This is a genomic window from Roseovarius halophilus (ex Wu et al. 2025) (assembly GCF_047086965.1).
This window is the reverse complement of the sequence record NZ_JBKOTX010000159.1, coordinates 1-12,699: the sequence shown is the minus strand read 5'-3', so window position 1 is coordinate 12,699 and position 12,699 is coordinate 1. Positions and strand designations below refer to the sequence as shown.

At 64.2% G+C, this 12,699-nt stretch carries 14 protein-coding genes and 1 pseudogene; 4 read left to right on the top strand and 11 right to left on the bottom strand.

Translation table 11 applies throughout. The annotated features are described in order from the left end of the window. Positions 1-510 (bottom strand): DUF2478 domain-containing protein (locus ACH107_RS24140; protein WP_412508035.1); only part of this gene is annotated, 510 nt, incomplete at its 3' end. Positions 511-820: 310 nt separating this feature from the next. Here ACH107_RS24140 and ACH107_RS24135 point away from each other — a divergent pair. Continuing rightward, positions 821-1,135, top strand: a pseudogene (locus ACH107_RS24135) (nicotinate phosphoribosyltransferase); the annotation flags it as partial. 152 nt (positions 1,136-1,287) lie between these two features. Continuing rightward, complete coding sequence (locus tag ACH107_RS24130; protein ID WP_412508033.1) at positions 1,288-2,244, top strand: Abi family protein; 957 nt, start codon at positions 1,288-1,290, stop codon at positions 2,242-2,244. Between the two features lie 29 nt (positions 2,245-2,273). On the opposite strand, the gene arfB is transcribed toward ACH107_RS24130, so the two are convergent. The 6 genes from arfB to pyk all read right to left on the bottom strand — a co-directional run bounded on the left by arfB (position 2,274) and on the right by pyk (position 6,673). Further along, complete coding sequence (arfB, locus tag ACH107_RS24125) at positions 2,274-2,696, bottom strand: alternative ribosome rescue aminoacyl-tRNA hydrolase ArfB (RefSeq protein WP_412508031.1); 423 nt, start codon at positions 2,694-2,696, stop codon at positions 2,274-2,276. Positions 2,697-2,780: 84 nt separating this feature from the next. Continuing rightward, positions 2,781-3,854 (bottom strand): phenylalanine--tRNA ligase subunit alpha, encoded by a 1,074-nt coding sequence (gene pheS / locus ACH107_RS24120; RefSeq protein ID WP_412508030.1) that lies wholly within the window; start codon positions 3,852-3,854, stop codon positions 2,781-2,783. A gap of 405 nt (positions 3,855-4,259) precedes the next feature. Beyond that, positions 4,260-4,625, bottom strand: coding sequence for a 50S ribosomal protein L20 (rplT, locus tag ACH107_RS24115; protein WP_412508029.1), 366 nt, complete (start codon positions 4,623-4,625; stop codon positions 4,260-4,262). 21 nt (positions 4,626-4,646) lie between these two features. Next, positions 4,647-4,847 (bottom strand): 50S ribosomal protein L35, encoded by a 201-nt coding sequence (rpmI, locus tag ACH107_RS24110; protein ID WP_412508028.1) that lies wholly within the window; start codon positions 4,845-4,847, stop codon positions 4,647-4,649. 116 nt (positions 4,848-4,963) lie between these two features. Further along, the gene (locus ACH107_RS24105) at positions 4,964-5,188 is read right to left on the bottom strand and encodes a hypothetical protein (RefSeq protein ID WP_412508027.1); all 225 of its coding nucleotides are present in this window, start codon (positions 5,186-5,188) and stop codon (positions 4,964-4,966) included. A gap of 39 nt (positions 5,189-5,227) precedes the next feature. Continuing rightward, a complete protein-coding gene (pyk, locus tag ACH107_RS24100; RefSeq protein ID WP_412508025.1) occupies positions 5,228-6,673 on the bottom strand; it encodes a pyruvate kinase in 1,446 nt (481 codons plus the stop codon). A gap of 188 nt (positions 6,674-6,861) precedes the next feature. Between pyk and ACH107_RS24095 the strand changes: the two genes are divergently transcribed. Beyond that, positions 6,862-7,602 carry an N-formylglutamate amidohydrolase gene (locus ACH107_RS24095; RefSeq protein ID WP_412508024.1) on the top strand — a complete coding sequence of 247 codons (741 nt, stop codon included), beginning with the start codon at positions 6,862-6,864 and terminating at the stop codon, positions 7,600-7,602. A 95-nt stretch (positions 7,603-7,697) separates the two neighbouring features. Here ACH107_RS24095 and rpsD read toward each other — a convergent pair whose 3' ends face one another. From rpsD to ACH107_RS24080, 3 genes are all read right to left on the bottom strand, one after another. Further along, the gene (gene rpsD, locus ACH107_RS24090) at positions 7,698-8,318 is read right to left on the bottom strand and encodes a 30S ribosomal protein S4 (protein ID WP_412508022.1); all 621 of its coding nucleotides are present in this window, start codon (positions 8,316-8,318) and stop codon (positions 7,698-7,700) included. Between the two features lie 159 nt (positions 8,319-8,477). Then, positions 8,478-9,542 (bottom strand): Hint domain-containing protein, encoded by a 1,065-nt coding sequence (locus ACH107_RS24085; RefSeq protein ID WP_412508021.1) that lies wholly within the window; start codon positions 9,540-9,542, stop codon positions 8,478-8,480. Positions 9,543-9,628: 86 nt separating this feature from the next. Continuing rightward, a complete protein-coding gene (locus ACH107_RS24080) occupies positions 9,629-10,546 on the bottom strand; it encodes a lipid A-modifier LpxR family protein (RefSeq protein ID WP_412508020.1) in 918 nt (305 codons plus the stop codon). A 494-nt stretch (positions 10,547-11,040) separates the two neighbouring features. Between ACH107_RS24080 and ACH107_RS24075 the strand changes: the two genes are divergently transcribed. Continuing rightward, entirely contained in the window at positions 11,041-11,700 is a 660-nt protein-coding gene (locus ACH107_RS24075) for a hypothetical protein (RefSeq protein WP_412508018.1), read from the top strand. A 253-nt stretch (positions 11,701-11,953) separates the two neighbouring features. Here ACH107_RS24075 and ACH107_RS24070 read toward each other — a convergent pair. After that, the coding region (locus ACH107_RS24070; RefSeq protein ID WP_412508016.1) for a M24 family metallopeptidase at positions 11,954-12,699 on the bottom strand (746 nt) is incomplete at its 5' end.

Genomic DNA, 12,699 nt, shown 5'->3' with positions numbered 1-12,699 from the left:
GTCGCCCCGGGCCGGCAAGGCCGCAACCCACGCGCGCAGCGCCGGCGGATCGGGGTCGAGCGCGCGGGCCATGCCCGCGGAGAAGTCAAGGAACGCGTCGAGGTTGCGCGCGTTGACCCCGGTCAGCACGGGCACATCCGCCGCGAGGCAGCGCGCGATCACCTCGCGGAAACCGCGGCCTTCGGCCTCGTGCTTGCCGAACTTGTTGACGATCAGCAGGTCCGGCCGCCGGTCCAGACCATGCTCGACGGCCGCCACGGCCTCTTCCAACGCCGCCGGATCCAGCCGACATCCCCGCGCCCCGGGGCCCAGCGACTGCGAGATGCGGAATTCCGGCCCATGGGGCAACACCCGGACGTCCATGTCGCACAGGCGCGCATCGGTACAGTCCGTGTTGGTCTGCACGACCCCGGTCAGCGCGAGGCCGCGCGCCGTGCAATCGGCGGCGAAACCGCTCAGCAGGCGGTCCGTCGCGCCGCGTTGACGGGTCATGACGTAAGCAAGGTTCATCTTGGTCTTCCTTCCCTTGAAACTCGGAGCGCCAGAAAATCCCAGCACCGCGCCCGCCGACGGATGCTCGGTCTCGCCGGGGATCAGAATCAGCCCGTCGGCCTGTTTGAGTGGTGCCAGACTGGCCGACCGGGCATGGTCGGCGCAAGCCGCAAGCTCGACGCCGTCACCGTCATGTTGATCCCGCCCCGGATTGGTGCCCCCCCCATGATCGGCTTTCGGTATACCGGAAGGAGTGTCCGATGGAGAAGAAGAAGCGCCGGTATTTTCCGGATGCGTTCAAGCGGCAGGCTGCGGGGCGCGGCGCGCCCCCCGCCAGAAACTGGTGATCTTCTCGGACGGGCTCGACGCAGACAAGATCATCGAGCCGCACCGGCAATTCGCCGGGCGCACCCGCGTCAGCTTCGGCTGGGGCACGCTTCTGACCAATGACTTCCGCGGGCTGACCCCGGACGACGCCCTCGCGCCCTTCTCCCTGGTCTGCAAGGCCGTTTCGGCCAACGGCCACCCCACCGTCAAACTCTCCGACAACCCCCGCAAGGCCATGGGGCCGGAGGACGAGATCGCGCGGTATAAAAGAGTGTTCGGGGTCGGGGAGCAGGATGCGATGGAGGTTGTGGTTTAGAATTACCGGGCAATCTGCCGATATATCCACAGCCTTTTCCACGCTTTTACCCTTGCCATAATCCACATTTGGTGATATTTGTATAGCCATCAACGGCCTCTCCCAGAGCGTAACTGCTCGTAAGCGGAGAGGCCTTTTCTTTTAGAGAACAGATGCTTACGCCTTATTCACGCTCTCCAATCGACGTCTCAGATCAGATAGAGCACCTCAAAAGCAGAGGACTCAAGATCACTTGCGACAATAGTGCGAGAAAACACTTAGAAGAAAAAGGCTATTACCGCCTCAAAGCCTATATGCTGCCTTATCGAGGCAAGGATCGGGCGTTTGTTGAGGGAACCACTCTCGAACAAATTGCGGCGCTTCACGATTTCGACGAGAAACTGCGTTTAGCTGTTTTCAAACACATCCAACGTGTCGAGATCTTCGTAAGAAATAGTTTTAACGAGTATATGTGCTCGGCAACAAACAACGCCTTTTGGTATTTGGATTCAAGTCTTTTTGGCCGAAACACAACATCTTACGCGGACACAATAAACAAGATACGAGGTTCTTTTCTCAGCTCTCAAGAGGCATTCGCTAGGCATTTTCGAGAGCAGTATTATAACGAATTTTGCAGCTTTTATAGTCTAATGCCTCCTAGCTGGATGGTTGTCGAGCTTATGACATTTGGCAATATGCTCACGTTACTAAACAGCGTAAGCACTGAAACCATTGAGACACACAAATTAGACAGATGGTCGCGGAAGAATATCGGCCCTGACAAATTTAAAAAGCTAACCAACTGGCTTCATTGCGTCCGTGATGTGAGAAATCATTGCGCTCATCACAATAGACTCTTCAATAGAAACTTTACCGCGCCAGACGGCGTCAAAAGGCAGCTCGACAAATCCATTGAACTAGTTGAACTTCCCGGCACTGATCCAACCCAATTCCAACTAAACCGGCTCTACACAGCACTTGCGGCTTTACAGACTATCTCCAAGCGCGCGGGTTTGACTAGCATTGGACCTGAGTTGGACCGACTTTTTACTCAGTACCCCGAGGCAAACCAACACCTGCCTTCAATGGGTTTTCCTACCGAATGGCGGAAAGAAAGGCTTTTTTTCTGAGGACTTGAGGGCCAAGGAGACCGGCGACCTCAATCTTCCCCCGACACCCTCCCCCGCAAAGCCTTCTTCTCCCCCAGCTCTTTCTTCGCCTTGAGCCGCCGTTTCTTGCTGCCAAGCGTCGGCTTGGTGGGGATGCGCCGTTTGGGCTTCTCGGTGGCCTTGCGCACCAGGTCGGCGAGGCGCTGGCGCGCGATCTCGCGGTTGCGGGCTTGCGCGCGTTCCTCGGACACCTGGATCACCACCGCGCCGTCCTTTGTCCAGCGCCGCCCGGCCAGCCGCTGCAGGCGCCGTTTCACCGCCTCCGGCAGGTTGGGGGAGCGCGCCGCCTCGAAGCGCAGTTCGACCGCCGTGGACACCTTGTTCACGTTCTGCCCGCCGGGGCCGCCGGCGCGGGTGAACTGCTCGGTCAGTTCCCAGTCCTCGATCGTGATGCTGTCGGTGACATGCAGCATGTCCGCCCCCGTCTGCCCCCTTTCCGCGCTGTCAGGATAGGCGGTGGCGCGGCCGGGGGAAAGGGCCCGTGGCGGCGCGGGGGCTCAGCGGCTCAGCCCACCATGCAGCGTGGGCACGTCGAGGCTGGCAAACCCGTAATGCCGCAGCCAGCGCAGGTCCGAATCGAAGAACGCCCGCAGGTCGGGGATGCCGTATTTCAGCATCGCGATCCGGTCGATCCCGAGGCCGAAGGCGAAGCCCTGCCAATGCGCCGGGTCGATATTGCCGGCCTCCAGCACCTTGGGGTGGACCATGCCGCTGCCGAGGATTTCCAGCCAGTCGTCGCCTTCACCCACCTTGAGCGTGCCGTCCTGCCACGAGCAGCGGATATCGACCTCGGCCGAGGGTTCGGTGAACGGGAAATGCGAGGCGCGGAAGCGCAGCTCGACGTCGTCGACCTCGAAGAACGCCTTGACGAACTCCTCCAGGCACCACTTGAGGTTGGCCATCGAGATGTCGCGGTCGATCGCCAGCCCCTCGACCTGGTGGAACATGGGCGTGTGTGTCTGGTCGTAATCCGCGCGGTAGACGCGGCCCGGCGCGATGACGCGCAGCGGCGCGCCCTGCGCCTGCATCGTGCGGATCTGCACCGGGCTGGTATGGGTGCGCAGCACGTGCGGCGGGCGGTCGTCCCCCTCCGCGCGGTGCGTGTAGAAGGTATCCATCTCGGCCCGCGCGGGGTGGTGGCTGGGGATGTTCAGCGCGTCGAAATTGTACCAGTCGCTTTCGATCTGCGGCCCCTCGGCCACGGCGAAGCCCATGTCGGCGAAGATCGCCGTGACCTCCTCGGTCACCTGGCTGACGGGGTGAATGGTGCCGTTGCGGCGCGGCCGGCCCGGCAGCGTGACGTCCAGCCATTCGGCCCGCAGCCGTTCGTCCAGCGCGGCATCGGCCAGCGCCTCCTTGCGGGCGGCGAGCGCGCTCGTTATCTCGTTCTTGAGCGCGTTGAGCTTGGGGCCCATCACTTGCCGCTCCTCGGGGCTCATCTTGCCGAGTTCGCGCATTTTCAGGCTGACTTCGCCCTTCTTGCCGACGGCCTGCACGCGCAGGTCCTCCAGTGCGGCCTCGTCTGCCGCGTCGGCGATGGCGGCAAGGTACTTTTCGCGTAGATCGTCCATCAGTCTCACCGGTTGACGCTTTGCGCCCCGGTTACCCCGCCTTCGGCCTCAGCGCAAGCCGGCGCCGTCACCGGCCGCCATCGAGCCCGTCCGCCCCGCGCGCGGCCTGGCCCGGTGCGGTTTAGGCGGCTCAGGCGGCGCGGCGTCTCACTTCGCTGTCATGCGCGGCCAGAAGGCGCCGCGCCTTCGCGCTGAGCGAGGCCTGCGTCCGCGGATCGGGGTTTTCCTCTTGTGACATGGGTTGGTGCTCTTTGGCCCTGTGGTGACGGTCAGGGCGCCACAATGGGCGGGGAAACCCGCGATTCCCGGGCGTGACGGTGACAATTGCATGGCAGCCCGGGCCAATGAAAAATGCCGCCGGCCCCGGGGCCGGCGGCATTTCCTGTCCCTCCGGACGCGACCGGCTTACCGGGCCAGCGCGCTTTTCGCCTGATCGACGATGGCGCCGAAGGCATCGGGTTCGTGAACGGCCAGATCGGCCAGAACCTTGCGGTCGACGTCGATGCCGGCCTTGCCCAGGCCATTGATGAAGCGCGAATAGCTCAGCGCCTCGTCATGGGCGCGCACGGCGGCGTTGATCCGCTGGATCCACAGCGCGCGGAAATTGCGCTTGCGGTTCTTGCGGTCGCGCGTGGCGTACTGGTTGGCCTTGTCGACGGCCTGCGTGGCCACCTTGAAGGTGTTCTTGCGGCGGCCGTAATAGCCTTTGGCGGCCTTGGTGATTTTCCTGTGACGGGCGTGGGTGACAACCCCACCTTTGACGCGTGCCATATTGACGATCCTCCTGTGGGCTCAGCGCGAGTAGGGCATCATCGGCTTGATGATGCTTTCGTCGGCCTTGCAGAGCGTGGTTGTCCCACGCGCGTTGCGGATGAACTTGTTGGTACGCTTGATCATGCCGTGGCGCTTGCCGGCCTGACCGGCCACCACGCGGCCCTTGGCCGTCACCTTGAACCGCTTCTTGCAGCTCGACTTGGTTTTCATCTTGGGCATTTCCGGCTCCTCTTTCGGTCGGTTTGTCGCGCGGCTCGGCATGCCACGTCGGCCGGACGCGCGCTAGAGGGCGCCGTATACGCAATCGCTGCCACCAAGGCAAGGGGGGATCACGATCAAGGCAGGTACCGGGCCGCCACCTCGATGAGGACACGGGGGAGGTCCGCCAGCCTGTAGCCGTCGGGCTTGGAGATCAGCGCCCAGCCGATCATCGCCGCGGCCACGATCAGCGCCGCCAGCGAAACGCGCGGCGCGCGGTTCTCGGCCACGGCCGCGAGCATGGCCGGCACGCTGAAGACGGCAAGCACCACGCCCAGCGTCAGTGTCAGGTCAGGGTCCATCGGAACCTCCGCGCGCAGCCGCGCGCATCCACCGAAAGGTTATCCCGGATCGGTGGAATAGATCAAACTTTCCTGACAGGGCGCGACGCGCAGGATGTTGGTCGTGCCCGGCACGTTGAATGGAACGCCCGCGGTGACGACGATCTGGTCGAGCGGCTCGGCATAGCCCTGTTCGCGCGCGGCGCGCGCCGCGGTCAGCACCGCCTGCTTGAACCGCTCCAGTTCGCCGGTCATGACGCAGTTCACCCCCCAGCTCAGCGCCAGCCGCCGGGCCGTGCCGCGCAGGCTGGTCATGCCGATGATCGGCACGCGGGGACGTTCCCGCGAGGTCAGCAACGCGGTCGTGCCCGACTGGGTGAAACAGCAGATCACCTTGATGTCGGTCGCTTCGGCGATCTCGCGGGCGGCGACGACGATGCCCTCGGCCACGGTCGTCCGGCTGATCCGGCGCGACGCCTCGATGATCTCGGTATAGGTCGGATCGTCTTCCACCTCGCGGGCCACGTTGTCCATCGTCGTCACCGCCTCGACCGGGTAGTCCCCCGCCGCCGACTCGGCCGACAGCATGATGGCGTCGGTCCCCTCGTAGATGGCCGCCGCCACGTCCGAGACCTCGGCCCGCGTCGGCATGGGCGATTCGATCATGGATTCGAGCATCTGCGTGGCCACGATCACCGGCTTGGCCGCCGCGCGGCACTTGCGCACAAGACGTTTCTGGATGGGCGGCACGTTCTGCACGGGCAATTCCACCCCCAGATCCCCGCGTGCCACCATGATACCGTCCGAGGCGGCAAGGATGTTGTCGAACCACTCCACCGCCGAGGGTTTCTCGATCTTGGACAGGATGGCGGCCCGGCCATCGGCCAGCTCGCGCGCCTCCTCGACGTCCTGCGCGCGCTGCACGAAGCTCAGTGCCAGCCAGTCGACGCCAAGCCCGCAGACGAATTCCAGATCCTCGCGGTCCTTTTCCGACAGCGCCGCCACCGGCAGCACCACGTCGGGCACGTTGACCCCTTTGCGGTTCGAGATCGTCCCGCCGAATATCACCTCGGTCTCGGCGAAATCGCTCCCGCACTCGGTCACGCGGAGCCTGATCTTGCCATCGTTCACCAGCAGCGTGGCGCCGGGTTCGAGCGCCGCGAAGATCTCGGGGTGGGGCAGTTCGACGCGCGTGGCGTCACCCTCGGCCGGATCGAGATCGAGCCGGAAGGCCGCGCCCTCCTGCAGGTCCTCCTCGCCCTTGGCAAAGACCCCGACACGCAGCTTGGGCCCCTGCAGATCGGCAAGGATGCCGATCGGGCTGTCGAGATCGGCCTCGATCTGGCGGATGATCCGGTGCTTCTCGGCGATCTCGTCATGCTGGCCGTGGCTCATGTTCAGCCGGAAGACATCCGCCCCGGCCTCGTGCAGGGCCCGGATCGTGTCGTAATCCGAGGAGGCAGGGCCGAGCGTGGCCACGATCTTGACGTTGCGATGGCGTCTCATTGGGGCGGTCCTTCGTTTGGTGATCGGTATCGTCTGTTCGCGCCGGCGCCGCCTGTCAAGGGCGCTGCCGGTTCCGGGATGTGCTTGTGCGCATTCGCGTGTTAACGCTAACATACCGCGGAAGTCCATTCCCGAATTCACATTCCGAACCGGCTGGCCTAAGAATGCCCGACACGAAAGACAGGTGCATGACATATCGACCATTTCATACTGACGGGGCCACCCGCCCGGCCCGGTGGCTGGTGACCTGCGATCACGCGACGAACACGGTGCCGCCATTCGTCGGGGATGGCAGCCTTGGCCTGCCCGAAACGGACATGGCGCGTCATATCGCCTATGACGTCGGCGCCAAGGGCGTGGCGCGGGAACTGGCGCGGCGGCTCGACGGCCCGGCCATATGCGCCAATTTCTCGCGTCTCGTGATCGACCCCAACCGCGGCGAGGACGACCCGACCCTGCTGATGAAACTGTATGACGGCTCGGTGATCCCCGGCAATCGTCATGCCGGGCCGGGGGAGCTGGAAAAGCGCCTGAACGGCTGCTACCGGCCTTATCACACCGCGCTGGCCGAGCTGGCGGCGCGGCGCGACGACACGGTCATCGTGTCGGTCCATTCCTTCACCCCTCAACTGCGCGGGCGCCCGCCGCGGCCGTGGCACGTGGGGCTTTTATACGCTGCCGACAGGCGGCTCGCGCGGCCCTTGCTGGCACGGATGCGGCAGGACCCCGACCTCTGCGTGGGCGAGAACGAACCCTATGGCGGCCACCTGCCGGGCGACGCCATCGCGCGCCATGCCATCGCGTGGGAACGACCCAACATCCTGATCGAGCTGCGCAACGACCTGATCCGCACCGAAAGCCAGCAAGCGGCATGGGCCGCCCGGCTGGCCCCGATGCTGGCGGAGGCGGCGGAAACCGCGGGTGTATAGCGCCGCGCCGCCTTGCCTGCCCGGCCACCGGACAAGGAGAAGGCCGCGGCGGTTGCCCGCGCGGCCGATCCCGTGAAACCGTTGCAGAACCGTCGTCAGTTCTGCGCGTAGAATTCGATGACGAGGTTGGGCTCCATCATCACCGGGTAGGGCACATCGCCCAGGGCCGGCGTGCGGACGAACTTGGCCGTCAGCTTGGAATGATCCGCCTCGATGTAATCGGGCACGTCCCGCTCTGCCAGTTGCGTGGCCTCGAGGATCGACGCCATCTGCTTGGACCGGTCGCGCACCTCGATCACGTCGCCTTCCTTCACGCGATAGGAGGGGATGTTCACGATCTGGCCGTTCACGCGCACGTGCTTGTGGTTCACGAACTGACGCGCCGCAAAGATGGTCGGCACGAACTTGGCGCGGTAGACAACGGCGTCCAGCCGGCGTTCCAGCAGGCCGATCAGCAGCTCACCGGTGTCGCCGCGCAGGCGTTCGGCCTCGCTGAAGATGCGGCGGAACTGCTTCTCGGTCAGGTCGCCGTAATAGCCCTTGAGCTTCTGCTTGGCCCGCAGTTGCAGGCCGAAGTCGCTCATCTTGCCCTTGCGGCGCTGGCCGTGCTGGCCGGGGGCGTATTCGCGGCGGTTCACCGGCGACTTGGGGCGGCCCCAGATGTTTTCGCCCATGCGGCGATCGATCTTGTACTTGGCAGAGGTGCGTTTGGTCACCGTCTGATCTCCTTCCGGTTATTAGAAGGGCGTTGTCCTTTGCGTCCCGGCGTATCCCGGTCGGCCGACAGGCATCCCCTTGCGGGGGCCACCAACCCCAATGAACGCGCGCTTATATACGCACCCCCGCCCGTGTCAACCGCCGATCGGCACGGCCGGTCAGGCGGCCTCGTGCATGAGGATCGCCGCCTCGGACCCGTTGAGGTGCCGCCGGGCAAAGGCCCCGTAGGTATGCGGCTCGTGCTCGAAGGCCGGGTTGCGTTCCAGCAGGCGGCGCCTGTCCGCCTCGTCCAGCGTGGACAGCGCGGTGGAGGCGGGATGGAAACTCTCCGTCTCGACGCCGTTGGCCCAAAGCACCTGATGACGCGGCAGAAGCAGGTGGATGTAGGTCACCTCGCGAAGCGCCATGTCCACCGTCACGCTGCCGCCGTTGACCAGATCGCGCGCGGCCACCAGAACCTCGGGCGTGTTGAACAGGGCCTGCGCCACCTCGCCGCGGACAAGCACCCTGTGCTCGGGGCTCACCAGCAACGCGGCGTCGGGCCTGTCCGTGCCCAACGCGGCGGCCCTGAACCGAACGGGGCGCAGGTACGGCATGGCGAAAAGCCGCGCGCCCGTCATCCGGCGGCTGCCGATCCACTGGATTTCCTCGGCGCCGCAATCCTTGGTCTGGACGAAGTCACCTTCGCGCAGCTCCTCGACCAGACGTGGCCCGTCCGGGGTCTCGATGCGCGTCCCCGGCGTGAAACATATCACCCCGCCGCTGCCGGGCCCGGTGGACGCGTGGCGCGGCCCTTCAAGCGAGTGGTGCACGACCCACATGTCGGTATCGCGCGGTGGAATCTCGTCAAGGAACATCAACAGCGGCGGCGCCCCGCCGCCAACCTCGATGACCGTCACGGTGTAACTGCGTGCCCCGTCGGTCACGACGAAGCCGCTGTCCATGAGCGGTTGTTCGACGTCCACCGCCGACAGGTCGCGCGTGTCTGACATTGCCGCGCCGACAAGGCGCCTGACCAGTCGTGCCGCGCAACGGCGGCTCATTCCCTCGGCGTCTGTCTTCCCGAATCGCAACAGTTCCGGCGGCCCGTCCACCCGGACGACATCCCCGTGCCAGCACCACGCGGCCCCGACATCGAGCGACTGAACCGGGGCGGCTTCGAGCCCGTCCACTTCCGTCTGCGACCAGGAGATGACAAACGTGCCACGAAAGCCCGTTCTCATTGCCTGTATACCTGCCAATATCGTTTTTTATTACTTTCAGGGTAGCAAACGCGAATCGCCGTGGGAAGTCCCCCGCCCGTTTTTCGTCAGAATTTGAGGTTCAGCCGCACCGACCCGACAAGCTGGCCCTCTTTCTGGGCCTCGAATTCCTCGCTCAGCCATGTCAGCCCGTAGAAGGCGCTGCTGCCCGCGGCGTTTTCCCACCGCATCCCGGCGCGCAGGCGGGTGCGGGTATCCGTCAGGTCGAAACCGCGGCTTCCGGGCAGGAATTCGCTGTCGGCGACATGGGCCACGTCGCCACCGAGCACCAGCGACAGCCCGTGCGACGAGTCATCGACAACCCGGTAGCGATGGCCGGTGACCGGCGCGCGCACCTGCAGCGCCCCCTGCCCCGAGACGCCGAAACTCAGGTCCGCACCCGCACGCACGAGGCTTTCGGCACCCCAGCGCCCCTCGACGAAGGGGCGCAGGCGCAGCGGGCCGCCCAGCCCGACGGCCCGCCCGGCCTCGATCACCATGGTCGGGATCATGTCGTTGCCGATCTGGGTATCGCGGGTAAAGGCCGACTGGTCGCGCCCGCCCAGCACGTCGTGAAGGAACTGCTGCAATTCGTCGAGGCCGGTCTGCGGCCCCGTGAAGACCAGATCGGCCCCCACCGACATTTCCGCCGCGCCGGCGGCGAAATGGCTGTGCAGCCCGAAGGACAGCGCCCCGGCAAAAGGCCTGTCGCCCGGCGCGGGCGTCTTGAGGTTCTGCGGCGCCATCGTCTCGCCGTTGATGCGGAATTCAAGCATCCGCCCCGCGCGACCGGGCAGCGCGCCCGTCCATTCCGGCCCCCAGACGCGGCTGACCGCGTAGGAGCCCGAGCGCCAGCGGTCATGCCCGTCGCCGAGGATGTCATTGGTCAGCAACCGGCCATGGCCCAGGTACTGGCGCTCCTCGGCAAAGGCGGCGGCGGGCAGGATGGCAAGCGCCATGCAGGCGGCGGCAAGAAAGCGGTTCACGGCAATGCGGTCCCTGTGCTGTGCGCCCCCCCGGCCCGACCGGCATAACAGAGCGACCCGCCGCCTTGCCAGCCCGGAATGCCCGCGCCGCGAAAGGGTACGGCTTTTGCCGCACCGGCGCCGCGACCGGGGCACGCGCGCCCGGAAATCGCGCGGTTCCCGCCTTGTGGACGGAGAAAAGGAACCGTCAGGTTCCCGCCGGGCACATCCTCGCCACAGGCTGTAACCCCCGGCGCGTCAAGCGGCGAGGGGGCGGAGTTTCCCGACCTATGGAGTATTGAATGTAAATGATGCTTCCGGCCCAGAGCCGACCTTTGTGCCTGACGCAGCGGATGACCGCTCCCAGCCCTAAGCGGACGTGAAGCAGCGCTCGGCCCCTTACATGAATGGTGGGCTATGTGCCCACAATTACACTCCGCCGCGCCGAAAAGGTTGCCAATAGGTGCTCCGTAAAGCACTCTCTCACCCATGGATGAAAACTTGGGAAAAATCTGTTGATTTACCATCCTGATCCAACTGGTTTCATTGCGAGTTCAGGAGAATACGGCGCTCTGGGCAAGACATTGGTTGCTCTGTCAAATCTAGAGTTTTCTCACGATGAGTTCGTGTTTAAAATACACGAACAACATCGTGATTTATCTATTAGCCTTTCCCAGAGTTTCCCCAGGCATTTCAAAGAAAAAACGGATTTCCTAATCTACGCCGTGGCTAACGTCCCAAAACTACGAAAATACCCAATGTTCCAAACTGGAGAGCTCAACCTGTTGTGGCTCCAGTATCAGCTAGATGAGCTCTACGAAGTTAGATCAATCGTTGCGCATGGTTCAGTATTCTATTCTGAAACTTCGCCTGACCGCATTACGTGGACTTTTGAGCGATTTGTAAAAAAGGAAAAGCGGACTTGGACTATAGAGGCAGTTAAGATTTCAAACGGATACCTCGCTAGTGTTTACTACTCGGCTTTTGTTATAAAACACTATCTTGCGGGTCTTATAAGGTGCCTCGAAGACAGTTCATGTTGGGAGAGGGAGTACCAAGCAGACAAGGAAATCAGGCAAAACCGAAGGTTTTTTGCAGAACTGGCCGACGTTGGCGTTGTTGTTGACGACAATGGATGGAAAGCTTCATTTCCACCATTGGGGCCTGTCGAATGACTTCCATAGTTGGCGCTGAGAGCTTTCCGTTGACATTCTAAAGTGGTGATAGCCTTCAATGAGATTCGCCAGCCGATTTTGCAAAGCCCACTCTCTGCGCATGGCGGTCATTCGCTCAGGACGCAGCGAATGTTGGCTTCCCGCCCTTTGCGCAGCTCGGACCGACGCGGCGAAGGTCCGGGACACAACTCTCGCCGCGGAATTGGCCTGAAAGCCGGCGGCCTTGTCGCGGCCACGCGACCTGTCGTGCCGCTCAGGCGACGTGCGGGCCGGGCGGCGTATCGTTCAGTACCTCCGCCCCGTCCGGGCCCAGAAGAACCGTGTTGGAGACGAAGAAATTCCCGCGCCCCGTCCCGGTGAACCACGACATCAGGTGAAATGTCATGCCCTCGGTGATCTCGAGGTCGGAATCGTGGCGCAGCGCGGTCACGCGCGGCCCGCCCGTCCAAGAGGGCGGAAACCCGATACCCACCTGATAGCCGCAATGATGGCGGCGGTATTCGGGCATCCCGGCCGCGTCCACTACCGCCTGCCACGCCGCATAGACATCGCGCGCCCGCACGCCCGGCCGCAGCGCCGCCAGCGTGGCGTCGAAGGCCGCCCGGCTGAGCTCGGCCATCGCCGCGTCCGCGTCGGAAATGGCGCCGATATGCACCAGCCGCCCCATCGGCGCGTTGTACCGCGCCACGCAGCCGGCGATTTCCAGAAACACGGCGTCGCGGTGCACGCCCTCGCCCCAGCTGGTATGTTCTTCGGCCATGCGGTGCGCGGGACACAGGAACGGGCCGAAGCCGGGCGGCGTGCCGCCTGCCCTTGTCATCGCGGCGAGGCACTCGGCGGCCACGTCGGCCTCGGCCGCGCCGTCATGGATGGCCCCGATCGCGGCCTGTGCGGCCGCGTCGGCGGCACCTGCCCCCCCCCCGACCAAAACCACAACCACCACCCACAATACCACCCGCACGTCGTCCACCAACCCCGTGTTGTACTGCCACCACCCCG

Coding starts and splice junctions, on each gene's coding strand:
- pyk (WP_412508025.1), bottom strand. CDS start 6,673: ATGAGACGCCATCGCAACGTCAAGATCGTGGCCACGCTCGGCCCTGCC.
- ACH107_RS24095 (WP_412508024.1), top strand. CDS start 6,862: ATGACATATCGACCATTTCATACTGACGGGGCCACCCGCCCGGCCCGG.
- arfB (WP_412508031.1), bottom strand. CDS start 2,696: ATGCTGCATGTCACCGACAGCATCACGATCGAGGACTGGGAACTGACC.
- pheS (WP_412508030.1), bottom strand. CDS start 3,854: ATGGACGATCTACGCGAAAAGTACCTTGCCGCCATCGCCGACGCGGCA.
- ACH107_RS24130 (WP_412508033.1), top strand. CDS start 1,288: ATGCTTACGCCTTATTCACGCTCTCCAATCGACGTCTCAGATCAGATA.
- rplT (WP_412508029.1), bottom strand. CDS start 4,625: ATGGCACGCGTCAAAGGTGGGGTTGTCACCCACGCCCGTCACAGGAAA.
- rpmI (WP_412508028.1), bottom strand. CDS start 4,847: ATGCCCAAGATGAAAACCAAGTCGAGCTGCAAGAAGCGGTTCAAGGTG.
- ACH107_RS24085 (WP_412508021.1), bottom strand. CDS start 9,542: ATGAGAACGGGCTTTCGTGGCACGTTTGTCATCTCCTGGTCGCAGACG.
- ACH107_RS24105 (WP_412508027.1), bottom strand. CDS start 5,188: ATGGACCCTGACCTGACACTGACGCTGGGCGTGGTGCTTGCCGTCTTC.